Raw genomic sequence first — 21,827 nt, 5'->3', positions numbered from 1 at the left:
TCGAAATTGGCGATCAACGAATGAGAATTGGCGTAGTCAACGACATGCCGATGGCGGTTGAACTTCTGCGCCGGCTGGTCATGTCGACCGGCGAACACCAAGTCGCATGGATTGCGACCAATGGGCGTGAGGCGGTCGAGGTCTGCAGACGTGATCTGCCGGATCTGATACTCATGGATCTAGCGATGCCAGAGATGGACGGGGTGGAAGCGACCCGCAGAATCATGGCGGAAACCCCATGTTCAATCTTGCTGGTGACCGCCAGTATCGAAGCCAACGTCGCCGGCGTCTACGAAGCGATGGCGCATGGCGCGCTCGACGCCGTCGATATTCCCTCAGTAGGCATCGAAGGTGATGCGTCCTCGCAATCCGCACGGCTGTTGACCAACAAGATAGCAACGATCGGCAAGCTGATCGGCGATGCGCCGGGCAAGGCAAGAAGGAGGATGTCCCGTGCGGCTGAGCCGACAGCTCGACGGCTAATTGCAATCGGTGCCTCTGCTGGCGGGCCGGCCGCCGTTGCCGCAGTCCTGAGCGCGTTTCCCGTTGATTTCGCCGCCGCCATCGTGCTCGTACAGCATCTCGATGCCCAATTCGTTCCAGGCCTTGCTGATTGGCTCGGCCAGCATACGCCTCTCCCGATCCGTCCAGCGCGGGAAAACGATAGTCCTCAAGCGGGCACCGTTCTCATTGCCAGTTCCGCGGATCATCTGGTTTTCAAGTCAGCTCAGCAACTTGGCTATACGCCTAGCCCCGAGGACAGCGTTTATCGGCCGTCCGTAGATGTGTTCTTCGAAAGTGCCGCGCAATGGTGGCCTGGCTCGGTGATTGGAGTCCTGCTCACAGGCATGGGCAAGGATGGTGCGCACGGGTTGAGACAGCTCCGCGACAAGGGGCATCTCACAATCGCGCAGGATAGAGCAACCAGCGCCGTTTACGGCATGCCGAAGGCCGCCGCCGATGTCGGCGCGGCTGTTGATATTCTTCCTTTGAGTGCGATCGGCTCACGCATAATCGAAGCCCTTTCAGCGCTCCAGGTGAAAGGGTTCGTCCGATGACGCTAGAACCACAGCTGGTCCCACCACTTGCAGATAACTATTCATCCATGGTTCTGCTCATCGATGACCAGATCATGGTTTGCGAGGCGGTCAGGCGCGCTCTAGCCAGCGAGCCTGATATCTCGTTACACTTCTGCACCGACCCTTTGAGAGCGATCACGGTCGCCGACGAGGTAAAGCCAACCGTCATCCTGCAGGATCTCGTCATGCCCGGGGTCGATGGGCTGCATCTGGTGCGAGAATACCGGAAGCATGCTTCGACACGCGCGGTACCAGTCATTGTGCTGTCGAGCAAGGAAGACCCAGCCACCAAGGGCGAAGCGTTCGCTGCGGGAGCGAACGATTATCTCGTAAAGCTTCCGGATCGTATCGAGCTGATTGCACGCGTTCGATATCACACGCGGGCCTATCTGGATCACGTCCAGCGAGAAGCTGCATACCGAGCGCTAAGGGAAAGCCAGCGACAGCTGATCAGTGCTAATCTCGAGCTTGAACGTCTGACGCGGATCGATGGCCTGACGGGCCTCGGCAACAGGCGCTATTTTGACGAATATCTGGCGTCTGAATGGAAGCGTGCTTTTCGCGCACAATCCCCATTGTCGCTGTTGATGATCGATGCCGACAACTTCAAACGATACAATGATACCTATGGCCATATGGCCGGCGACGAGGTGCTCAAGCAAATCGCCCGCGTAATCCAGAGCGGTTCCGGCCGTTCCACCGATCTCGCTGCGCGGTACGGAGGCGAAGAGTTCGTCATCGTGCTGGTCGACACTTTACTGGAACAATCCAGTGCGATCGCAGAGCAGCTCGTCCAGAGCGTGCGGGAGCTGAACATACCCCACGGCTCGGATCGCGTGACCATCAGCGTTGGCGTCGCAACAGCGGTGCCCACCGAGAACGAAACGCCGAAGGATTTCGTCAATGCCGCCGATCTGGCTCTTTTTCGTGCCAAATCGGAAGGACGAAATCGTATTGCGCTTCAGATGTCCCGCGCTTGACGAGTGGCTAGGCAAACCGCAGCAGGCTCCAAACATTTGAAAATACGTTGAATGCACCCCGCTCGCCGGCCTTCAAGAAGGTCTATGCCGACCAGCTCGCTCATTCCGCAGTTGGACATCAAAAACTCATCGCCATTGCATTTGGCTGAAGCGGGCGCCGCAGTTCTGCTCTGACAGGAGCGTGGACCGCAAGCAGTTCGTTCCACTCCACCGAGTTTTCTGCTTGAATACCTCTAAAGCCATCCATGGAGGCCCCTTCCATTCTGAATGATCCCTTCGCCCCCTTACGACAGCGTTTCCTGGCTCGGTGCGCCACTCAACTCGCGGAGTTGAGGGCGGCGCGTCAGAGAGGCCCGTCAGTGGGCTCCAACGACACCCTGATTCCCACCGCGCACTCGCTCGCCGGGGCCGCGGGGACATTCGGGTTTGCGGAGATCAGCGCGCGGGCATCGGCGTTGGAGACATTGCTGATCGAGCAGGCGGACGATGGGGCCTCGCACGCCGCACTCGATGCGCTTATCACGGAGATCGAGCGGACGCTGAAGTGACTCAGCAGACGGGGCTCACTTCTTCGCGCCGCCCAGGCCGGTCCTGGTCATCTCACCCCAGCTCTGGTCGGCCCGAAGAAATTGCCACCAGCCCTTCACGCGCCAGAAATTGTTGAGCTGGCGGTAGCCGAAATTCTCGATCACGGCGACCGCCGTCAATACCGCGAGGTCCCTGGCGCGGGGAAAACGCTGCAACTCGGCCTCTTCGAGAACGAGGGAGCATACGCTCACGCAGACGCCATAGGTGAAGATGAGCGAGGTGAAGGCCAGAAGATATTCGGCCGAAAGGACACCGAGCAGCCAGAAGGCGGGGATGAGGATATAGCCCAGCACCTCCGCCACCGGTCCCAGAACGTCGACAATGAAGATGTGGCCGAAGCCGAGAAAGCCGACGCGGCCATAGCGCGGGTTGAAGAGCATGGAGCGGTAGCGGAAGAAGCATTCGAGCGAGCCGCGCTGCCAGCGCGTGCGCTGCCGGGCAAGGACGCTCAGCGATTCCGGCGCCTCGGTCCAGCACACCGGCTCCGGAATGAACTGGATGCGGTATTTGCGCTTTTTATCCCGCATATAGCGGTGCAGCTTGATGACGAGGTCGAGGTCCTCGCCCATCGAACCCTTGGTGAAGCCGCCGACCGCCACCACTTCGGCCCGGCGAAACATGCCAAAAGCGCCGGAGACCAGCATCAGTGTGTTGATGCGGCTCCAGGCAAGCCGCGCCATCAGGAAGGCGCGCAGGTATTCGACCACCTGGAGCAGTGGCAACAGACGGCGTGGCAGACGGACTTCGCGCACCCTGCCTGCCTCGATCCTGGAGCCGTTGGCGATGCGGATCGTGCCGCCGACGGCAATGGTGCGCTCGGGGTCGTCGATGAATGGCTGGGCGGCACGCATCAGCGCGTCGGGCTCAAGGATAGAGTCGCCGTCGATGACACAAAAGAGCGGCGCGCGACAGACATTGATGCCGGCGTTCTGGGCGTCGGCCTTGCCGCCGTTCTCCTTGTCGACGACGAACAGCCGCTCGGTCATCGGTGACGAATAGAGGCCGCGGATCGGATTGTGCGCGAGCGCCTCCTCATAGGGCCGATGGAACTTTACCAGCTTGAACGCCTCGATGAGGCGCAGCAAGGTCTCGTCTTTCGAGCCGTCGTTGATGACGATGACCTCGAAATTGGGATATTCGAGCGCCAGCATGGAATGGACGCTCTCGACCACGTTCAAGGCCTCGTTGTAGGCGGGCACCAATAGCGCGATCGGCGGCGCGACATCGCCATAGCGGTGCCAAAGCAGCGCCGAGCGCGCGACCGGTGGGCGCTTGGACAATGCATAGCCGGCGACGATGAGCTGCAGGAGGTATATCGTCGTCTGCGCCAGCCCGGCCCCGATGATGAACCAAGACAAGATGGTGGCGGCAAGAACGATCTCGTCGCTCCAGTCGGCGATCATACGGCTGGTCCCTCGGCAAGAATGAGCGAGGCGGTGCGCTGGCTGCGCGAGACCTCACTGTCGGCAATCTGGCGCAGCAACCGCTCTCCCGGCTGGCCGAAGGAGCGCAGCGCGTTGGCGGCGGCATAGCGCACGTTCCACACCTCGTCGCCCATCAGCTTGGATAGCGGCCGGCCAAGTTCGGCGAGGCCGAGGCGGCCGGCGGCATCGGCGGCCGCGCTGCGCACCTCCCAGTCGCCTTTTGTCATCGCGGTCGAGAGGATCGCCGGCGCGTCGGCATTTCCGGTGAGGCCGAGCGCCCGCAGTGCCGCCGCGGCAACCTCGGGCGAGGCGTCGTCGGCCAAGCGGGCGAAGAGATCGGCGAAGCGGAAGCCGCCGGCGCGGGCCAATGCGTCGATCGCGGCCGCCCTTATGAAGGGCACGGCGTCGGCGCGCGCGGCATGGTCCGCCAGTTCCTCCAGGCGCGCGTGCGGAAAGCCCCTGAACAGCTCGATCAGGCGTCGCGAGCGCTGCCCGGCCACGCCGATCTTGCGCAGCGCAATGCCGAGCGGCGGCAGGCTGTTCAGATCGCAGAGCGCTATGGCGACGGCGATCCTGACCTCGCGCGAGCGGTCGTGGTCGAGCGCGGAAAGCAGGCTTGCCACCGCACCTTCCGAGCGCAGCGCCGCCAGCATCTCGGCCGCATGGATGCGTTCGGCGCCGTTGCCCTTTTCCAGTTGCCTGCCGACAAGGGCCGGCAGGCCACATTCCTTGAAAGCAGCAAGGACATCGTCGTGCTCCTCGCCGCGCAAAAGCGAAATGAACTCGAAGCCGGTATTGATCGCCACGCCAGCCGGCACCGAAAGAATGGCCGTTTTCAACACCTCGCGGTCGCGGCTCTCGGTGAAGGCGATCAGCGCAGTCAGAAGCTGACGCCGCTGGTCGGCCGCAGCCTTGCTCCGGCGCTCCTGCAGGACGCGTCTCGCGATCAGGAACAGCATGATCACCAGCGAAAGAGCGCTGAGCAGTATGGAGAGATCCCAGATGTACCACATGGTTAGAACCGCGCGGTCAGGCCGAGACCGAATGTATTCCGGTCGAATCTCGGTCGTTCTTCATGCGCGATGCTGGCGCGCAACGTCAGCGGATCGCTGATGTCCCAGGAAACACCACCAAAGACCGCGCGCGTCGGCACCAGCGTGCCGTCGGAGATTTCGGGAGCGTCGGCATAACCGCCGAACACGTTGAAGTGCGGTGTCGCAGCAAGGTCGACGCGAAGCACATAACCGTCTGCGCCCGTGCCGATATCATCCTGCGCATGAACCCAGCGGGCGGAAAGCCCCAGGCGGCCGTCTAGGATAGAGGTCTGCACCCATGGCGAGATGCTGGTGACATTTGTGTCGGCGAAATTGTCGTACCGGGCGTCGATGTTGAGCGAAAGCGGGCCGAACGCCTTTGCCGACGCCATGACCTGCCACGAAGCCCCGGCGCCGATCGAATAGCGCGCGAGGAAATCAGCGTCCGGCGTCGCCGCCGCCAGAGCATAGGCAGAGAACGCCGGCGAGAAGGCCTGGTCGATACGGCCTTCGATCTGGACGTCGGTGCGGCCGAAGCGTGTGGCCAGCCGGGTGCGACCGGAAATCGTGGTGCGCGGCGACAGCCGATAGGCAAGGCCTGCCGAACTGTCGGTCCAGTCGCCGAGCTCGCTGGTGAGATCGCTCACCTCGCTGCCGAGGTCGAGCCGCCATTTGCGCGGCGGCGGCACGGCCAGCCTTTGCTCGATATCGAAAGAGCCAGGCTCGACGGCGAGCGCTTGGCTGTAGGCATCCCGCGCGTCCTCCTCTTTACCCTCGGCGCGGCGCACATCGCCGAGCCCGACCAGCGCCTCGGCATTGCGCGGATCGGCCGCAAGCACGCGCTGGAACGACTGCCCGGCCCGCGTGTAATCGGCCTCGAGCAAAGCCACTCTCGCATCCAGCTCGAGCGCCTCGACATTGCCTGGCACTGAGGCCAGCACGCCATCGACCAAGCGGCGGGCGCTCGGCGCGTCGCCCCGCCAGATCGCCAGGCGCACCTTGCCGAGCCGCGCGTCGAGAAGGCCCGGCTTGATCGCAAGCGCGCGGTCGAAGAAAAGCCCCGCCTCGTCGAAGCTTTGGCTGGAGCCGACGACCAGGCCAAGGGCGACGAGGATGTCGGTGTTCTTCGGCGCCAGTCCCAGTGCCCGGCGATAGACTTTCTCCGCCTCGGGCAGCTTTCCCGCCGCTCGCAGGCGTCTGCCCTGCTCCATCAGACCGGCGACGGGATCGGGCCGCCGGCTAGTCGGTTTCTTTGTCGGCGCCGGAACCGCGGGAGATCGTCTCACCTCACTGCCGGCGGCTTGCTTCGCCTTCTGGATATTCGCGATAAGCGTGGCGGCGTCAGCGTTGCCGGGCTCGGCCCGCAGGGCCGTTTCGGCTAGCGGAAGCGCGGCATCCAGATTGCCCGAGCGGAACTCGACCTCAGCCATGCCAAAGCTGGCGTCCCGATAGGTTGGGGCCAAGGACAGGGCGTTGGAAAAAGCGTCGCGCGCTGCCGACAGATTGTCGCGGCCGAGTTCGGCAAAACCGAGTTGCACCAAGGCGTCGGCGTTATCGGGTTTAAGCGCAAGGGCGCGCCGTAAAAACTCCACCGCCTCGTCAAAATGCTGCGCTTGCCTGGCCTTGACGCCGAACTCGTAAAGTTCATCCACCGTCTGCGCCAGCACCGCGCCCTGGGGCGCAGCGATCGCCAGGATCAGACATGCGCCAAGGGCTGCGCACCGGCAGCGCCGCATCAGCGTTTCCCGCTCTTTCGCGCGAGCAGACGCGCCAACCGCGCCAGAAGCTCCTCGGGGATGAATGGCTTCACAAGGTAGTCGTCGGCTCCTTTTTCGAGGGCCGAGACGATGTCCCTTTCGCCCTTGCGGGCGGTCAGCATGACGACCGGGGTTTCGGACAAAGCCGGATCGCCCTTGATGCGGGCAAGGACCTCCAGGCCGTCGGCCTTGGGCATCATCGCGTCGAGCACGATGATGTCCGGCGCCTCATGCTCTGCCTTCGAGAGCGCTTCCGCCCCGTCTACTGCTTTGATGACCTCATATCCCTTTGCCCTGAGCCTGAATTCCATCAGCTCGATCAACAAGGGATCGTCATCGCAAATCAGAACTCTTGCCTTCGCTCCGTTCACCAGCCTTGCTCCGGTTCCGTCGCCCCCCGGAGTGATCCCATGAACCGACATCCGCCAATGCGGTCCATGCAGACAGAAATATTCGTCTCGACTCTCTCATCGACGTCCGCCGATGCCACGCGATTATAGACAACCTGATTCGCTGCGCCTGCACCTCGGCACAATCAGTAGATGAATAAGGCGACATGGTATAGGAGCCCTGAACGGCATCGCACAGTGTGCAGACAAACTGCGCTCGGTGGCCAAGCCATACGTCGGCTCAGGTGCGCGATAGAAGCAATCTTTTGACTTCACCGGCAAGCGCAAGCGGGTCGAAAGGTTTGGCGATCACCCCCACCGCCCCCATAGCCAGATAGCGTTCGACCTCATGCGTCTGGGTGCGCGCGGTGATGAACACCACGGGTATCGACGCCGTCGGCCGGGACTCGGCCAGGCGCCTCAGCGTCTCCGGTCCGTCCAAGTCCGGCATCATCACATCGAGCAGGATGAGGTCGGGCCGCCATTCGGCGGCATCGGCCAGCGCCTGCATGCCCGAAGAACAGGATCGCACCTCGAATTCCGGCTCGAGCTCCAGCGACATCTGGGCGATTTCGCGGATATCGTCCTCGTCGTCTACATAGAGGATCCTTGCGGGCATTAGCATCACTCCTTGGCGTGCGCGGCAGGCCGAGTGCCATTGCGGGACGAAACCAACATGTTCCGTACCAACTTTGCCACATCGATTTCCGACGCTCTGGTCTTGGTCATGATCGCCTGCACCCGATCGCCGAGCTTCTGGTCGAGTTCCGCCGCCGAGAACACGATGACCGCAGTCTCGAGCGGCAGATCGGTCAGGAGGTCGAGGCCCGATCCGTCGGGAAGCGCGATATCCAGGATGACTAGGTCGAAGCGATAGCGGGCGATCGCCTCCTGGGCCTGCTTTAGTGTCTTCGCCGAGGTGATCGAGACGCCCGAACCCAGCCCTTCTGACATCACCGCAAGCACGCCCTCATCGTCTTCGACATGCAGGATTTGTGGCTTCGGCTCGACCCTACGGCCGACGATCTTGGCAAGAGCGGCGTGAAGCCGTTTCGAATCCACCGGCTTCTCCAGCCAGTCGACGATGCCGACGGCGCTGCCGTTCAGCGAGCGCCTGGCCTCGTCGGCGACGGCGGAGATGACGATGACCGCAATGTCGGAATTCACCGGTGATGCCCGTATGTCGTGGAAGAGCTTGATTCCGGATTCCCCCGCCAGCTTGATGTCGAGCGTCAGCGCCACGTAGTCGCGCGAGCTCAGCAGCGCTTTGGCGGTGTCGATATCGGGCGCGACGTCGCTGGCAAAGCCTTCTGCATCGAGAAGTGCTGCGATCACCACAGCAATGTCAGGCTCGTCCTCGCAGATGAGGACACGCAGGCGGCCATCGCGCTTGCGCGCCCGGCGCTCGACCGAAACCGGCTTCTCGGTCTGCCTGTGCGCTTCGGGGAGGTCAATGTGAAACGAGGTTCCCTTGCCTTCCTCGGTTTCGAAGGAGATGCCGCCGCCCAACTTTTCAGTGATGGCCTTGACGATGCTCAAGCCCAGGCCAGTACCGCCTATCTTGCGAGTGCTGGAGGCGTCCGCCTGCTCGAACTTCCCGAATATGCGACTGCGGAACGCCTCGGGGATGCCAGCGCCCTGGTCCACGACCGAGATGCGCAGCATATCGGGGGCACGACGATGGAGTTTCACCGTGACGATGCCATCAGTGTGCGAGAACTTGATCGCATTCGACAGCAGGTTGGCCATCACCTGATGCAGGCGATCCGGATCTATGTTGGCTTCGGCGCGCGGGGCATCGTCGACCAAGACGATCCTGATTCGGCTGTCGGCCATGTAGTTGGTGCTGGCGGCAATCGCCTGTTCCAGGACCGGGCGGACAGCCATCTGCCTGATCTTGAAGGTGATCACGCCAGATTCGATCTTCTCCATATCAAGGATGTCGTTGATGAGAAGAACCAGCCTTTCACTGTTGGTGTGGGCGATGTTGACGAGATTGGCGGCCTTGGGCGGCAGTTCGCCGGCGACGCCGGCCGCGATCAAACCAAGTGAGCCGCGGATGGAGGTCAGTGGGGTGCGCAATTCGTGGCTGACCGTCGAGATGAAATCGTTCTTCAGCTGGGCATTTCGCTTTTGCTCGGTGATGTCGCGATTGTAGGTGATGACGCCGCTGATCTTGCCGGTCTCGTCGCGGAACGGTGCCTTCAGCGTGTAGAGCCAGCCTTGTCTGCCGTCCGGGAAAACCGCCGGCTGGTCGATGCGCAGCGTCTGCCCGGCTTCCAGAGCGCCCATCTCATCCTGCCGGAAGCGCTCGGCCACGTCCTTAGAGTAGAAATCGAAATCCGTCTTGCCGATAAGCTGTTCGACCGAAGCGGCGCGCATCATTTCGGCAGTGGCGGGATTGGCGGCGATGAACCGGCCGTCGACATCCTTAATGTTCAGGCAATCCGGGAGTTCGCGGACCATGGCCCGGTAGATCATGTTGGACATCGCAAGATCGCGCCGCCGCTGCTGCCGGTCCAGCAGAACGCTTATGAGGACGGTGCTGAGGAAGCGGAACACGAGTGATGGGAGTGTGCTCTGCTGCACCAGGTCGGCAACGACTTGCGAGGGGATGATCAGGAGCGTGATCAGCCCGGCGAAAGCTACCGACACGCCGAGTCCGAATATGTCGAACATGGTGCGAGACCGGGCAGTAACGATGTGGTGCCACGCAATACCGACTATAGCGGTGATGAGGATCCCCACGACACCGACGCTCGCGCCCTGTCCACCGAGATAGATGCGATAGGCAATGGAGCCGGCAGTAGCGATGAACATCGCCGGCCATCCACCGAAGAACGCGGCAGCCGCAATGAAGGCGGCGCGGAGATCGACGACGAAGCCGGAGACGGACAAGCCCGTCGCCATGGAAATGATCGCGCCCATGCACATGACCACACCAAGAACCAGCGACTGCATCCGCGTCGACAGGCGCCCGGTGAAGTCCGCCACAAGATCCCAGGCGACCACGAGGATGGAGACCAGGGCAAGATTGGCGAGGAGTGACTGCCAGAACTCGGTCATGACTTTCCCGCTCCTTTTCCCGATAGATACCGCCAAAACCTATCCGAGGTCTAAAGAAGCTACAGACTCCGGCCCTCTGCCAGTTGAGGCTCGCTGCTCGAAGTCGCGTCGGTGGTTAATCCGCGCGTCGACAGCCCTCTGGCCGAGCCTGCCATAGCCCGGGCGGAACCATCCTCTCCGCTCGCGGTTTGGGCGAGCAACCCAAAGGGAGAGCTTCATGACACAATCGCGCGACTGGTTGATACAGTGGCTGAGAGACGCTCACGCCATGGAGGAGCAGGCCGAGACGATGCTCTCCGGGCAACTGTCACGCCTCGAAAGCTATCCGGAACTCGGCGACCGCATCCGTCAGCGCGGCAGCAGGCCTCGCGCCTCAAAAGCTGTCTTGACCGGATCGGAGAGGGATCCTCCGCGATGAAAGACGCAGGTGGCAAGCTCACCGCCATGTCCCAGTCGATCAGCGGCGTGTTCGCCGGCGACGAGGTGATGAAGGGTTCGCTTGCCAGCTATACTTTCGAGCATATGGAGATTGCCTCCTACACGATGCTCATCGCCGCGGCCAACGCCGAAGGGGAGGCCGAGGTGGCGCGTGTGTGTGTGAACAGAATCTGCGCGAAGAGGAGGCGATGGGGGGATTGGCTCAAGAGCCATCTCGCCGAGACGACGCAGATGTTCCTGTCTCGCGCCGCTGCCGACAGCGATGCCGCGAAACGGTGACGCCCAAATGGCGCGGGCGGACTTTTTTTCTGGCGATCGGGTCCGCTGGGCGGCTCTTGCGCCGGCCGCTGGGTCTTAGGTCGCAGCTAAGAGCCCGCTTCTCCTCCCACAAGAGCGGACTCTTGTCTCGAGTTTATGATCGGCCGCGGATTCGTCAGGGCACGGGTGGGGCAACATGAAGCGACTTCTGTCAGATCTCGCCGCAATGGCTGAGCCCGGCTTCTGGATCGCCCCGGGGCTTTTGGCGCTGCCTTACGCAAGTGGGCGTATTCGTCCTCATTAAGACATGCCGGTGCCTCTGATCGCTCAGGCTTCCAGCCGCCCATGCGCGGACCTTAATACACCATCGTTGAGAGCACTTTCGGGTCTCACTGTCATGATCGCAAAGGGGCCGCGTGACCGACGAGGTGGGGATGCATCGACCGATGAAGTTGCTGGGCGCGTGTTGAGCAATCCGCTCGGTGTTATTGCGGGGTTGCTCCCATTCTTGCGCGTGGCGCACCATATTAGCCATTTGACGGGCGCAGATGCCGGTTTGCGGGGACTCGTCCACCAAGAGGCTCTAGAGTTGCGAGTGTAGTCTGCTGGCCAGCCAGTCCGATACTTTTTCGGTCAGGGGGCGCGCTTCCCATTCGCCCAAACTGATCTGCCTTGATCGCGCAAGATCCTGGCTGAACAGGTCGATCTGCGTTTTGGCAAAATCCCGGCCGTAGACATTCAGCGTGGCTTCGTCGTTCAGCCGCAAAGAGCGCTCGTCCAGGTTGGCAGAGCCAAAGCTCGTCCAGACGTCGTCGACGATCAGGAGTTTGGGATGATACATCGTTGGCTGGAACTCGAAGATCCGGACCCCAGCTTTGAGCAAGTCGCCCCAGAAGTACCGCGAGCCCTTTCGGACCAGGGGCACGTCTGTGAGCCAGTTGGGCACGATCACGTCGACTGCTACCCCTCGTTTCCTGGCGTCCAAGATCTGCTGCAGGGCAATATCGTCAGGCACGAAATAGGCCATTCCGATGCGAAGATGATCCCTGGCGGCAGCGATCGCCGCCAGCATCATCAGTTCCATGTTCTCCGAGCCATTTGGCTGCGATGACAGGATCAGCTGAGCGCTAAGCGACCCCGCAGGTTCGGAGGGTGGGTAGAACTTCTCACCTTGCAATGTCTCGCCGGCCGTCTCCAACCAGTTTTCCGCGAATGCCGCCTGGAAGGCAGACACTGCGGGTCCTTTGACTTGATAGTGCGTGTCGCGCCACTCATCTGGGTTGCGGGCGTTTCCGAGCCAGTTGTCGGCAATACCGACGCCGCCGGTGAACGCGACCAGCCCGTCGACGATGAGCAGCTTGCGATGGGTCCGGTTGTTTACACGATCCAACGTATACCAATGAATAGGTCTATAGCGCTGGAACCGCACGCCGGCGCTTGTCATGATCTCGATCAGGTCTTCATCGAACGGCAGGCTGCCGACCCAGTCAACGAGCACACGGACCTCGACACCCTCCCGGGCTTTGGCTGCCAAGGCGGTCGCGAACTCATAACCGACGACGCCCGACCAATAGATATAGGTCTCGAAATCAATTGTAGACCGAGCCGCATGGATTGCCTGCAGCATTGAAGGAAAGATCTCATCTCCGTTGACAAGGGTTTGTACCGCGTTTGAATCGAACAGCTGTCCTTGTGAATAACTGCTCATGCTCCTTGCAAATTCGGGATCCGACGCGTCGAATCGGTGCGGGACAAGCGTTCGCAAAATGCGTGGCTCTGGTGCCAAGTTTATGCTGAGCAACGTGATCAGGCTGGCGATGACGGCAACGGCCACGTATTTGAGGCTGTTAAGCAGCCTTCCCCGGTTTACGCCAAACCTCACTGGGTCCGCACCCGCCCGTAGCGCCGCGAGTCCGCATGGCACATCTCAATCGCCCTGCTGTTTACGAGTGCGATGCTTTTCGATTTCCTCTGGTTCCTCATCATCGATTCTGGTGATGTTCGATGCCGAGCTATTCGTTCGCAACATCTCATCCAGCTTGGCATGGATCGCCTGCGTGTCGCGATGTTCTGCGCGTTGAATGAACAGTGTCATGGCCCAGGTGAACAGGGTCGCCGCGCCGTGCCAGTTCAAACTCGCCCTGTCGAGAAATAGCCAAAGGGCCGCGTAAGCCAGCAGCACCAGGAATGCTGCCGGCCGAGAGGTCAACGTGCCAATTGAGGTGAGCACGCTCGTGATCGGGCGAGTTGCCATCATCAAGAACTTTCGACTGCAACGCAGGTTCCCGTTGTGCCAAGCTCTACAATGCATGCCGGCGGAGCGCCAAGCAGTGGTGGGAGCGCATGTTCCATTCCAAGCGGCGTTCGATCATCTTTTTTAGGAGCAGCCTGCGAGCATTCTCTATCTCACCATTTCGGCAGCAACGATCACCGTGGTTTGTGTTCCTCGATTGCGCGTTCGATAGCCTTTACGCGTCTCACCCAAGCGAAGGTCGGCAGTCTGGAAATCGTCTGATGGCCGCGCCACTGACAGTCTCCGAAGCCGACAGTTCCTCAACACGGGTTCGGGCGTCCAGCCGTGTGAAGATGCAATCGCTTCCAGTTCGGCGGCGGTTTGCGTCGTCGGCGCCCGCCAAACGGTGAGTACCCCGCAGCCGTGAGCGAGGCGGCCCATCAAATGACCGAAGATGTTGTCGCTCGACATCGCTGCATCGTACTTCAGCTGCCGAACCTCACGATTTGAGCTTCTATTGTGCAGCTTGCATCCGGAACCAAAGTCTGAGGAGCAAGTTTGGCCGTGATGCCGAAGTTTGGCATGGCCATTCAAGGAAGGAAAATCCGATGAAAGTACAATGTGGGACGACGGCGGCTGCCGCTGCTTTGGTCATGTTAAGCTTGCCGGCGCTGGCCCAGACGAGTGGGACACCGGAGCTTAAGCCGCCGCCGCAGCAGTCTGGATCCACACCACTGCCAGGCCCTAACAAACAGACAGAAGACCAGACGCGTGAGATGATGCGGCAGATGATGGACGAGATGTTACAGGACAAGCTGCAGGGAGATCGCGGCCCCGAAGAAAGGCTTCCGCATCGGCAAGATTGGCACCGGGACATAGGGCAAGGGCCGCACGATGGGGACAGGATAGCTCGAAAGCCTGATCGCATGGGGCCTCGCATGATGCACGCGGCCAGGATGAAAATAATGTTTGCGATAATGGACGCCGACGGCGATGGAGCACTTTCGCAGAGCGAGATCCAGGATGTGATCGGGAGGATATTTGACGTCGTCGACGAGAACGGCGATGGCAGGATTGACTTGGAGGAGATTGAATCCTTCTCACATAGTCGCGGAAGTGGAGAGATGCAGTAGCACTTCGAACTTAGGCGCTTTTTTGGACGCTATCCCTAGCACCGGTTGGTAGTATGCCCGGCTGGTCGATCGGACCTCCACACCGATGCGAGCATGCTCGTGCAGTGACCCGAAGCAGGCAAGCGTCTCTTCAATTCGTGGAACGTGCCAGAGGCCGAAGTGCCTCGGCGCTTCCAGCAAGGTTTCATGAATTGGCTCAGTTCCGCACCCTGATGGGCGGCTGGTGCAGGCAAAGCACGTCTATTCAAATGCAGGACTGCACAAAACCCGGCGCAAGCCGAACATCCGCCTCACACACCCGACCTTGCGCGTCTCCGATGCCGCGGCGGCGCGGACTCGCCACGACTGATCAGATAATTCGCGACGATTCTCCTGTGGCAGCGCCACCAAAGCGTTTCCGAGCACATGATGGCGCACCGCTGCTGCCTGCCGACGGACAAACGAACCTTAACGGAGACTTTCATGGGCAAAAATCAGCATGTCGTACCTCGCGACGGTCAGTGGGCGGTGCTCGGCGCCGGCAATAACCGCGCCACTTCGCTTCATCCGACCCAAGCCGGTGCGGTCGCCTCGGCAAGAGACATCGCCATCAACCAGCACAGCGAGGTGGTGATCCATCGCCCCAACGGGCAGATCCGCGACTCGAACTCTTACGGCAACGATCCCTTCCCGCCGCGCGGTTAGCGGCTTCAACACAAGGATATCCTAAAATGCAGACCCAGGAGAACGAAAAGGGCAAGGACAAGACCGTCACCATCATTGTTGACGGCAGCCCCTACGAGGTCCCGAAGAAGGACACCATCACCTACGCCGAGGTGGTGACACTAGCTTATCCCGATTATCCGCAGCACCCGAGATCACCTACTCGGTAACTTACACCCGCGGCGACGGTCACAAGCCGGAAGGCATCCTGGCTCCGGGTGGCAGCGTGAAGGTCAAGGAAGGAATGGTCTTCAGTGTTAATCGAACTGGCCAGTCATAACGACGACATCCGCCGACTGCTTGAAAAGGGCTACGCCCTGAGGATCGACACATTGCACCTCGTGGTCCGGGACGTTCCGTACCTCGCTCTCGCCGGATTGCCGAAGGGCCTTACACTGCACGGTTTGAGGAAGTCACTCGGGGTTTATCTCGCCGAGGCGGAAGCATCCACCAGGCAGATGATGGACGTTCTCGGCCATGACGATATCGACCATGCCGAACTCTATTCCCGGGAAGCGTCGCAGGTGCGTTTGGCTGTGCAGGGCATGGACCGAGTCGTAAGGCTGGTAACGCGCAAACCATTGCTTGGCGAAACCTGTTGGCCAACCTCGTGGCGAACCACCATTTAACGCACTATAAATAACGATAATGGTGGGCCCGGAGGGACTCGAACCCCCAACCAAGCGGTTATGAGCCGCCGGCTCTAACCATTGAGCTACAGGCCCCACGCGGGCTGGATTAATGTTTTTCGCATCGCGGCACAAGGCTTTCCGGGACCGCTGGTCACAATCGTCCAAATCAGCCCATAATCGCGCCATAAGGAGCCGCGTGCGCCCGCTGGGCGCGGATATGCTTACCCGAGGAGATTTCATGACCAGACCTCTTTTGCCCCTCGCACTCGCCGCCGCCATCGCCTTTCCGGCGCTGGCCGCGGCCGCTGAGTCGCCGACACCGCCCCGTATCGTGGTTTCGGGCGAAGGGGCGGCGACTGTAGCGCCCGACCTGGCGGTCCTGACGCTCAGCGTCATGCGCGAAGCCAAGACGGCGCGCGCCGCACTGGATGCCAACAACGACGCCATGGCGGCCGTGATCGCCGCGATGAAGTCGGCCGGCATCAAGGACCGCGACCTCCAGACCGCGGGCATCCAGATCAATCCGCGCTATAACTACACAAACAAGCCCGACGGCGGCCAGGAGGCCGAATTGATTGCTTACCAGGTAACCAACACACTGTCGGTGCGCGTGCGCGACGTCGACAAGACCGGTGAGATCCTCGACAAGGCGGTGTCGCTGGGCGTCAACCAGGGCGGCGGCATCGTCTTCACCAACGACAATCCGGCTGCCACCGTCACCGAAGCGCGCAAAAAGGCGGTGGCCGATGCCATGGCCAAGGCCAAGACGCTGGCGGAAGCAGCCGGCGTCAGTATAGGCCGGGTGATCGAAATCACTGACCAGAACATCGCGCCGCCACCGATGCCGATCAACGCCAAGGCCTTCGACGCGGCCGTCGGTGCTGCTCCGGTGCAGGCCGGCGAGAACGCCTACAATGTCCAGGTCACCGTTACCTTCGAACTGAAATAAGCGTCTTCGATGGTCCATGGCCGAGCCCGACCCTGAACCGTCCGCCGTGGTGCATGAAAAACCCGCGGGATCGCTCCCGCGGGTTTTTTGAGCCGCATTCTTCCCGAAGGAAAGCGGCTCCACTACTCCAGACCGACCTTCGCAGAAGGTCGTGTCTCCAGACTGATCCTGAAAGGATCATGTCTCCAGACTGATCCTGACAGGATCGATCTTCGCAGAGGGTGGGTGTCTGCCGACTGACCCCGCAGAGGATCATGCCGCTACCAACCCTCGCAGAAGGTCGCGCCTTAAGAGGCTCAGCGGTTGATGATCGGGCAACCACGCTCATTGGCGAACACGATGACGACGCGGTCGCCATACTGGCGGCCCATCACCTTGACCGTGCGGCGGCTGACGTCGACGACGCGGGCACGGTGCAGCCCCATGCGTTCGGCCTTGTTCAGGGCCCAGTCGGGCGAACAGCCGCGGCGCCAGTCGTCGCGGCGTTCATCGCGGCGGTGGCGATAGCCGTCATCGCCGGCATAGACGCCGAAGCGCGGATCGTTGTTGTTGCCGAAGCCCAGGTAAAGGCTGTCGGCATGGGCGGGAACGGCCGCCAGCGTGCCGAGGCCGACGAGGGCCGAAAGGGCTGCCGTTTTCACCGAGTTGAACATGGTCTTCTCTCCTTGTTGCGGGCTCTCGCCCGTCCTCTTGAAATCGATGATGGGAGAATGCACCCGCCTGTCTGAACTATTTACGAACCTGCCGTTCATCGGCGGTTCATGTGGCGGAAAAAGGAAGCTTCTACGGGTTTTCCAACAATGTGCCCCAAACGTCTCGCATGGTTCCTGGTTCCTGCGCGCCCTTGCGGACACCGGCCTCAGGGCTCGTCATCCCGATGCGAGCTATGGTTCCTCGTCCCGATGCGAGCTTATGGCTCGTCGTCAAGCATATAGTCGAAATAATCCTCCGGCTCGGCCAGATCCGTCTCGTTGGCCTTGACCCGGCCGCGCATCGACATGCCGGCCTCATGCACCGTCTCGGCACTGCCCGACACCAGACGGTGCCACCAGTAGAGATCGTGCCCCTCCGCGACCAGCCGGTAGGCGCAGGTGCTGGGCAGCCAACTGATGGTGCGTACATTTTGCGGCGTCAGCCCGACGCAATCGGGAACGCGCGCCAGCCGGTTGTGATAGTCCGAACAGCGGCATGTCTGCGCGTCGAACAGGCGGCAGCCGACGCTGGTCCAGTAGATGTCGCCAGTATCCTCGTCCTCGAGCTTCGACAGGCAGCATTTGCCGCAGCCGTCGCAGAGCGATTCCCACTCGGCCGGGCTCATTGCTTCCAGCGTCTTTGTTTTCCAGAACGGCGTTTCCATCTCCGGCATGTGGCCCCAGCCGCCGCGAAGGTCAAGCAGGGCAAAGGCTGGAATGGGGCGGCACCCCCGTCGAAAGACATGAAGTTGCCTTCAAAAGGCCGGCCAATCGCCCCGTACGGTCCCTAACCATGAGCCGCCGGAACCAATTTCGTTAAAATCGGTTTCGGCAAGGATGGGACCCCACAAGGAGAATTTCGATGAAACGCCAACCACGGATTCTGGCAGGCACCGCACTCGGCCTGCTGATGGCATCCGCGCCGTTGGGCGCATCCCCGCTTCAGGGAAGTGCCGCGTTCGGCCCCATGCGAGACAGCGCAATGCCGCTGGTCCTGGCCCAGGACACCCAGACTGACGATGCACAGCAGAGCGACCAGGAACTGCTACGCAAGAAGAAGCGCGATCAGCAACAACAGCAGACCGAACAGGCACCCGCACAGCAGCCCGCGCCAGCCGCCGAGGAACAACAGCCACGCAGGAAGAAGCGCGATCAGCAGCAGGTCGAGCAGGCGCCCGCTGGTGAAGCCGCGCCCGCCGTCGAGGAACAACAACCGCGCAGGAAGAAGCGCGATCAGCAACAGCAGACCGAACAGGCCCCCGCGCAGCAGGCCGCACCAGCTGCCGAGGAACAACAGCCACGCAGGAAGAAGCGCGACCAGCAGCAGGTCGAGCAGGCGCCCGCCGGTGAAGCCGCGCCCGCCGTCGAGGAACAGCAGCCGCGCAGGAAGAAGCGCGACCAGCAGCAGCAGACCGAGCAGGCGCCAGCCGGTGAGGCAGCACCCGCCACCGAGGAACAGCAGCCGCGCAGGAAGAAGCGCGACCAACAACAGCAGACCGAACAGGCACCGGCGGGCCAAACGGAACCTGCCAACGACAACCAGCGCAAGAAGCGCAAACAGGAGCAGCAGGCCGAGCCCAGCGCCGTGCCGACACCGAAGGAAGCACCTGCCGCAGAAGCACCCAAGGCAGAACCGGCACCCTCAGGCGAGCGGCCGGCAGCCCAGGGCGAACAACCCCAGGACAAGAGGAAAAAGAACGCCAGACAACCGGCTAGCGAGCAGCCGGCGAATGGCGAACAGCAGCCGGCCAATGGCGAACAACAGCAAACCGGCAGGCAGCCTGCAACGGGCGAGCAGCCGGCCACGGGTGAACAGCCCAGTGCCGGCAAGGCCGCGCCTGTCCAGGGGCAAAACCCCGAGCAGGCCGAGACGTCCGCCGACAAGAACGCTGCCCCCATTCTCGACAGCCAGAAGGATGCCAGACGCCGCGGCCGCGGCGAGAACGGCCAGGCCAGCAGGAACCCCGCCAACCAGAATGGCGAGCAGCAAAATGGCGAGCAGCAGAATGGTGGGCAAAACGCCCGGCAGGGCGGTGCTCAGGGCCGCCAACCCGCGGTCGCTCCCGTCGACCAGGGTCCGCCCCCGACCGACGATAGAGCTGCTCAGCAGGAGATCAAACCGGAAAAAATCGTCCCGGTTACCGAGGAGAAGGGCAAACGCCTCGAGCGCGCACCGGACGAGAACATCCGCGACCGCCGCCGCCCCAAGGGTGTCGACGTGCTCAAGGAGATCGGCGATCGCGTCATCATCCAGCTCAACGATCAGACATACGTTCAGAGCAGTGACCGGCCGCGCCTGACCCGCGGCGCCAAGGATGTCTACTATGAGGATCTGTCGCAAGGCCGCACGCGCGAGACAGTCGAGCGCGACAACGGCGTGCAGATCGTCACCATCCGCAACCGCTACGGCGACATCATCCAGCGGTCGCGCATCATGCCCGACGGTCATGAGTATGTGTTGAGCTATGTCGACGAACGAAGCTACGACGACGATAACGATTGGCGCGATCCGGGCGACGACCTACCACCGATGCGGCTGACCATTCCGCGCCGGGACTACATCCTTGACTCCGAAGAGGTCGAAAGCCCGGACGACTACTACACCTTCCTCGAGCAACCGCCGGTGGAGAAGGTGCAGCGCCTCTATTCGATCAACGAGGTCAAGCGTTCCGCACGGGTGCGCGACATTGCCCGACGCATCGATCTTGACACGCTGAACTTCGAATTCGGCTCTTCCTCGATCTCCGATGCCGAGGTGCAGAAGCTCGAGGGTGTCGCCACGGCCATGGAGAAGCTGTTGAAGAAGAACCCGGCCGAGACCTTCCTTATCGAAGGCCACACGGACGCTGTCGGCACACCGGAGGCGAACCTCGCTCTGTCGGACCGCCGCGCCGAAGCGGTGGCCGAAGCGCTGACCAACGCCTTCGGCATACCGCCTGAAAACCTGACCACGCAGGGCTATGGCGAGGAATATCTGAAGGTCGACACCTCAGGCCCCAATCGCGAGAACCGGCGTGTCGCCATCCGCCGCATCACCTCGCTGGTGGCGCCGGTGGCGAGCAACAACTGACCACGATCCGGGAGCCGGAAACCGGCTTTCGGAAAAGATCATGGTCCACAAATGTCTGCATTTCCAGGCGCTTGAGCAGGCTTCTGGAATCGGATCGGTAAAAAGCCCATCCCGGTTTCGCCGGGATGGGCGAGATCGCGGCAACGGCCCAAGTTCAACAAGAATTGTCCTGGCGTCGGGTCCCGCTCATTGAATCGCGAGATGGCCTACCCCAGATTCAGGATCGGGCGTTCCCTGCCCCGTCCCGACTCCAGCGGGACGCACTGAGCCCCGCCGGCCCTCTCCGGCGGGGCTTTTTGCTCAGAGCAACTCCAGGAATGTCTGAAACCGAGTTCCATCCGGAATTTGCGCCTCGATACATCTTTAGAAAGCCGTCCTGATCTTCGTGTCGGAATTGGCAAACACCTCGTCCGGGACAAAAAAGTCGCCGGCCAGCGGCCCGGCCGCACCCGGCGCATACACCGAAAAATCGCTGATCCCCTCGGCGCGCAGCACTTCCTCGTCGATGTAGAAATTGCCGGTCGCTTCGCGTGATGGCCGCATGAAGATGGCATGCGCGGCATCGGCCATGATTTCGGGCGAACGGCTCATCGCGGCCACCGTCGCGCCGCCCAGAAGATTGCGCACCGCCGCGGTATCGATGGTCGAGATCGGCCACAGCGAATTGACCGCGATGCCGTCCTTGGCGAACTCCGCGCTCATGCCCAGCGTGCACATGGACATGCCGAACTTGGCCATGGTGTAGGCGACATGGTTCTTGAACCACTTGGCCTTCATGTCGAGCGGCGGCGCCAGATTCAAGATATGAGGATTCCCGGCCAACTTCAGGTGCGGAATGCACATTTTGGAAACGAGAAACGTGCCGCGCGTGTTGATCTGGTGCATCAGGTCGTAACGCTTCATGTCGGTTTCCAGGGTCCCGGTGAGCTGGATAGCGCTGGCATTGTTGACACAGATATCGATGCCGCCGAATTTTTCGACCGTCTTCGACACCGCTTCGGCCACTTGCGCCTCCTCGCGAATGTCGCACAGGACCGGCAGCGCCTTGCCGCCGGCTTGCTCGATCTCTTCAGCGGCGGTGTAGATCGTGCCCGGCAGCTTCGGATGTGGCTCAGCGGTCTTGGCCGCGATCGTCACATTGGCGCCGTCGCGCGCGGCGCGCAAAGCGATCGCCAGCCCGATGCCGCGCGACCCGCCGGAGATGAACAGCGTCTTTCCCTTGAGCGACATTTTTCCTCCGCTTGCTTGTCTCGTAGCGCGATCCTTGCCTGTGGCGGTCCCCGGATACAAGAGCTTGCGGCAGCGGCTGACGGTGACGCTGCGGAGGGTCCGTTCCTTGCCGCTGTAAATGATCTGGAGCTATAGGGGCAGCGCTGACTTTGACGATGATCGTCAAATCCTGG

The 21,827-nt window shown here is 61.7% G+C and carries 20 protein-coding genes, 1 tRNA gene and 5 pseudogenes; 12 read left to right on the top strand and 14 right to left on the bottom strand.

Features of this window, described 5'->3' with window-relative positions; genetic code table 11:
• The first annotated feature begins 20 nt into the window (after positions 1-20).
• The 3 genes from FJ972_RS11310 to FJ972_RS11300 all read left to right on the top strand — a co-directional run bounded on the left by FJ972_RS11310 (position 21) and on the right by FJ972_RS11300 (position 2,607).
• A complete protein-coding gene (locus FJ972_RS11310; RefSeq protein WP_140525719.1) occupies positions 21-1,058 on the top strand; it encodes a chemotaxis response regulator protein-glutamate methylesterase in 1,038 nt (345 codons plus the stop codon).
• Positions 1,055-2,059 carry a response regulator gene (locus FJ972_RS11305; protein ID WP_140525718.1) on the top strand — a complete coding sequence of 335 codons (1,005 nt, stop codon included), beginning with the start codon at positions 1,055-1,057 and terminating at the stop codon, positions 2,057-2,059. The genes FJ972_RS11310 and FJ972_RS11305 overlap by 4 nt, the downstream gene beginning before the upstream one ends.
• 245 nt (positions 2,060-2,304) lie before the next feature.
• Positions 2,305-2,607: an Hpt domain-containing protein gene (locus FJ972_RS11300; protein ID WP_181165450.1), complete on the top strand. Its 303-nt coding sequence runs from the start codon at positions 2,305-2,307 to the stop codon at positions 2,605-2,607.
• A 15-nt stretch (positions 2,608-2,622) separates the two neighbouring features.
• Here the strand turns inward: FJ972_RS11300 and FJ972_RS11295 are convergent, their stop codons facing one another.
• From FJ972_RS11295 to FJ972_RS11270, 6 genes are all read right to left on the bottom strand, one after another.
• Positions 2,623-4,050 (bottom strand): glycosyltransferase family 2 protein, encoded by a 1,428-nt coding sequence (locus FJ972_RS11295; protein ID WP_181165449.1) that lies wholly within the window; start codon positions 4,048-4,050, stop codon positions 2,623-2,625.
• On the bottom strand, positions 4,047-5,084 hold the full coding sequence (locus tag FJ972_RS11290) for a HEAT repeat domain-containing protein (protein ID WP_140525717.1): 1,038 nt from the start codon (positions 5,082-5,084) through the stop codon (positions 4,047-4,049). The genes FJ972_RS11295 and FJ972_RS11290 overlap by 4 nt, the downstream gene beginning before the upstream one ends.
• Positions 5,085-5,086: 2 nt before the next feature.
• Positions 5,087-6,841: a YaiO family outer membrane beta-barrel protein gene (locus FJ972_RS11285; RefSeq protein ID WP_140525716.1), complete on the bottom strand. Its 1,755-nt coding sequence runs from the start codon at positions 6,839-6,841 to the stop codon at positions 5,087-5,089.
• A complete protein-coding gene (locus FJ972_RS11280; protein ID WP_140500730.1) occupies positions 6,841-7,233 on the bottom strand; it encodes a response regulator transcription factor in 393 nt (130 codons plus the stop codon). Before FJ972_RS11280 ends, FJ972_RS11285 begins: the two co-directional genes overlap by 1 nt.
• Positions 7,234-7,492: 259 nt before the next feature.
• Complete coding sequence (locus tag FJ972_RS11275) at positions 7,493-7,870, bottom strand: response regulator (RefSeq protein ID WP_140500731.1); 378 nt, start codon at positions 7,868-7,870, stop codon at positions 7,493-7,495.
• 5 nt (positions 7,871-7,875) lie between these two features.
• Entirely contained in the window at positions 7,876-10,317 is a 2,442-nt protein-coding gene (locus FJ972_RS11270) for an ATP-binding protein (protein ID WP_140500732.1), read from the bottom strand.
• Between the two features lie 217 nt (positions 10,318-10,534).
• Here FJ972_RS11270 and FJ972_RS11265 point away from each other — a divergent pair.
• A pseudogene (locus FJ972_RS11265) lies at positions 10,535-11,034 on the top strand (DUF892 family protein).
• A gap of 562 nt (positions 11,035-11,596) precedes the next feature.
• Here FJ972_RS11265 and FJ972_RS11260 read toward each other — a convergent pair.
• From FJ972_RS11260 to FJ972_RS11250, 3 genes and pseudogenes are all read right to left on the bottom strand, one after another.
• Positions 11,597-12,721 (bottom strand): phospholipase D-like domain-containing protein, encoded by a 1,125-nt coding sequence (locus FJ972_RS11260; RefSeq protein WP_226880544.1) that lies wholly within the window; start codon positions 12,719-12,721, stop codon positions 11,597-11,599.
• Between the two features lie 219 nt (positions 12,722-12,940).
• Complete coding sequence (locus tag FJ972_RS11255) at positions 12,941-13,267, bottom strand: low affinity iron permease family protein (protein WP_140632143.1); 327 nt, start codon at positions 13,265-13,267, stop codon at positions 12,941-12,943.
• 179 nt (positions 13,268-13,446) lie between these two features.
• A pseudogene (locus tag FJ972_RS11250) lies at positions 13,447-13,633 on the bottom strand (serine/threonine protein kinase); the annotation flags it as partial.
• A gap of 221 nt (positions 13,634-13,854) precedes the next feature.
• On the opposite strand from FJ972_RS11250, the gene FJ972_RS11245 reads away from it, so the two are divergent.
• The gene (locus tag FJ972_RS11245; RefSeq protein ID WP_140495889.1) at positions 13,855-14,379 is read left to right on the top strand and encodes an EF-hand domain-containing protein; all 525 of its coding nucleotides are present in this window, start codon (positions 13,855-13,857) and stop codon (positions 14,377-14,379) included.
• A 332-nt stretch (positions 14,380-14,711) separates the two neighbouring features.
• Here the strand turns inward: FJ972_RS11245 and FJ972_RS11240 are convergent.
• Positions 14,712-14,810: pseudogene (locus FJ972_RS11240) on the bottom strand (DUF488 family protein); the annotation flags it as partial.
• 31 nt (positions 14,811-14,841) lie between these two features.
• On the opposite strand from FJ972_RS11240, the gene FJ972_RS11235 reads away from it, so the two are divergent.
• From FJ972_RS11235 to FJ972_RS11225, 5 genes and pseudogenes are all read left to right on the top strand, one after another.
• Positions 14,842-15,063 carry a DUF2188 domain-containing protein gene (locus tag FJ972_RS11235; protein WP_140495891.1) on the top strand — a complete coding sequence of 74 codons (222 nt, stop codon included), beginning with the start codon at positions 14,842-14,844 and terminating at the stop codon, positions 15,061-15,063.
• A gap of 26 nt (positions 15,064-15,089) precedes the next feature.
• The gene (locus FJ972_RS30130) at positions 15,090-15,251 is read left to right on the top strand and encodes a multiubiquitin domain-containing protein (protein WP_246679088.1); all 162 of its coding nucleotides are present in this window, start codon (positions 15,090-15,092) and stop codon (positions 15,249-15,251) included.
• Complete coding sequence (locus FJ972_RS30125) at positions 15,236-15,361, top strand: multiubiquitin domain-containing protein (protein ID WP_246679089.1); 126 nt, start codon at positions 15,236-15,238, stop codon at positions 15,359-15,361. The genes FJ972_RS30130 and FJ972_RS30125 overlap by 16 nt, the downstream gene beginning before the upstream one ends.
• Positions 15,336-15,410 (top strand): annotated as a pseudogene (locus FJ972_RS30345) (hypothetical protein); the annotation flags it as partial. The gene FJ972_RS30125 and the pseudogene FJ972_RS30345, both read left to right, overlap by 26 nt.
• 36 nt (positions 15,411-15,446) lie before the next feature.
• Positions 15,447-15,710 (top strand): annotated as a pseudogene (locus FJ972_RS11225) (tyrosine-type recombinase/integrase); the annotation flags it as partial.
• A gap of 20 nt (positions 15,711-15,730) precedes the next feature.
• On the opposite strand, the gene FJ972_RS11220 reads toward FJ972_RS11225, so the two are convergent.
• Positions 15,731-15,806, bottom strand: a tRNA-Ile gene (locus FJ972_RS11220).
• A gap of 145 nt (positions 15,807-15,951) precedes the next feature.
• On the opposite strand from FJ972_RS11220, the gene FJ972_RS11215 reads away from it, so the two are divergent.
• Positions 15,952-16,662, top strand: a complete 711-nt coding sequence (locus FJ972_RS11215; RefSeq protein WP_140524832.1) for an SIMPL domain-containing protein — start codon at positions 15,952-15,954, stop codon at positions 16,660-16,662.
• A 296-nt stretch (positions 16,663-16,958) separates the two neighbouring features.
• On the opposite strand, the gene FJ972_RS11210 is transcribed toward FJ972_RS11215, so the two are convergent.
• Positions 16,959-17,315, bottom strand: coding sequence for a hypothetical protein (locus FJ972_RS11210; RefSeq protein ID WP_140516721.1), 357 nt, complete (start codon positions 17,313-17,315; stop codon positions 16,959-16,961).
• Positions 17,316-17,572: 257 nt separating this feature from the next.
• On the bottom strand, positions 17,573-18,019 hold the full coding sequence (locus FJ972_RS11205; protein ID WP_140524949.1) for a YcgN family cysteine cluster protein: 447 nt from the start codon (positions 18,017-18,019) through the stop codon (positions 17,573-17,575).
• Between the two features lie 197 nt (positions 18,020-18,216).
• Here FJ972_RS11205 and FJ972_RS11195 point away from each other — a divergent pair, with 197 nt between their 5' ends.
• Entirely contained in the window at positions 18,217-20,424 is a 2,208-nt protein-coding gene (locus FJ972_RS11195; protein ID WP_140495894.1) for an OmpA family protein, read from the top strand.
• Positions 20,425-20,787: 363 nt separating this feature from the next.
• On the opposite strand, the gene FJ972_RS11190 is transcribed toward FJ972_RS11195, so the two are convergent.
• On the bottom strand, positions 20,788-21,654 hold the full coding sequence (locus FJ972_RS11190) for an SDR family oxidoreductase (RefSeq protein WP_140495895.1): 867 nt from the start codon (positions 21,652-21,654) through the stop codon (positions 20,788-20,790).
• Between the last annotated feature and the right edge of the window lie 173 nt (positions 21,655-21,827).

It is taken from the genome of Mesorhizobium sp. B2-1-1 (assembly GCF_006442975.2).
GTDB lineage: Bacteria > Pseudomonadota > Alphaproteobacteria > Rhizobiales > Rhizobiaceae > Mesorhizobium.
This window is presented reverse-complemented; position numbering and strand designations above follow the sequence as displayed.

Bases quoted from the DNA above. Each gene is read 5' to 3' on its own strand.
- FJ972_RS11270 (WP_140500732.1), bottom strand. From the start codon at position 10,317: ATGACCGAGTTCTGGCAGTCACTCCTCGCCAATCTTGCCCTGGTCTCC.
- FJ972_RS11310 (WP_140525719.1), top strand. From the start codon at position 21: ATGAGAATTGGCGTAGTCAACGACATGCCGATGGCGGTTGAACTTCTG.
- FJ972_RS11210 (WP_140516721.1), bottom strand. From the start codon at position 17,315: ATGTTCAACTCGGTGAAAACGGCAGCCCTTTCGGCCCTCGTCGGCCTC.
- FJ972_RS11195 (WP_140495894.1), top strand. From the start codon at position 18,217: ATGAAACGCCAACCACGGATTCTGGCAGGCACCGCACTCGGCCTGCTG.
- FJ972_RS11190 (WP_140495895.1), bottom strand. From the start codon at position 21,654: ATGTCGCTCAAGGGAAAGACGCTGTTCATCTCCGGCGGGTCGCGCGGC.
- FJ972_RS11290 (WP_140525717.1), bottom strand. From the start codon at position 5,084: ATGTGGTACATCTGGGATCTCTCCATACTGCTCAGCGCTCTTTCGCTG.
- FJ972_RS11300 (WP_181165450.1), top strand. From the start codon at position 2,305: ATGGAGGCCCCTTCCATTCTGAATGATCCCTTCGCCCCCTTACGACAG.
- FJ972_RS11305 (WP_140525718.1), top strand. From the start codon at position 1,055: ATGACGCTAGAACCACAGCTGGTCCCACCACTTGCAGATAACTATTCA.
- FJ972_RS11215 (WP_140524832.1), top strand. From the start codon at position 15,952: ATGACCAGACCTCTTTTGCCCCTCGCACTCGCCGCCGCCATCGCCTTT.
- FJ972_RS11235 (WP_140495891.1), top strand. From the start codon at position 14,842: ATGGGCAAAAATCAGCATGTCGTACCTCGCGACGGTCAGTGGGCGGTG.
- FJ972_RS11275 (WP_140500731.1), bottom strand. From the start codon at position 7,870: ATGCCCGCAAGGATCCTCTATGTAGACGACGAGGACGATATCCGCGAA.
- FJ972_RS11285 (WP_140525716.1), bottom strand. From the start codon at position 6,841: ATGCGGCGCTGCCGGTGCGCAGCCCTTGGCGCATGTCTGATCCTGGCG.
- FJ972_RS11260 (WP_226880544.1), bottom strand. From the start codon at position 12,721: ATGAGCAGTTATTCACAAGGACAGCTGTTCGATTCAAACGCGGTACAA.
- FJ972_RS11295 (WP_181165449.1), bottom strand. From the start codon at position 4,050: ATGATCGCCGACTGGAGCGACGAGATCGTTCTTGCCGCCACCATCTTG.
- FJ972_RS11205 (WP_140524949.1), bottom strand. From the start codon at position 18,019: ATGGAAACGCCGTTCTGGAAAACAAAGACGCTGGAAGCAATGAGCCCG.
- FJ972_RS11245 (WP_140495889.1), top strand. From the start codon at position 13,855: ATGAAAGTACAATGTGGGACGACGGCGGCTGCCGCTGCTTTGGTCATG.
- FJ972_RS30130 (WP_246679088.1), top strand. From the start codon at position 15,090: ATGCAGACCCAGGAGAACGAAAAGGGCAAGGACAAGACCGTCACCATC.
- FJ972_RS11255 (WP_140632143.1), bottom strand. From the start codon at position 13,267: ATGGCAACTCGCCCGATCACGAGCGTGCTCACCTCAATTGGCACGTTG.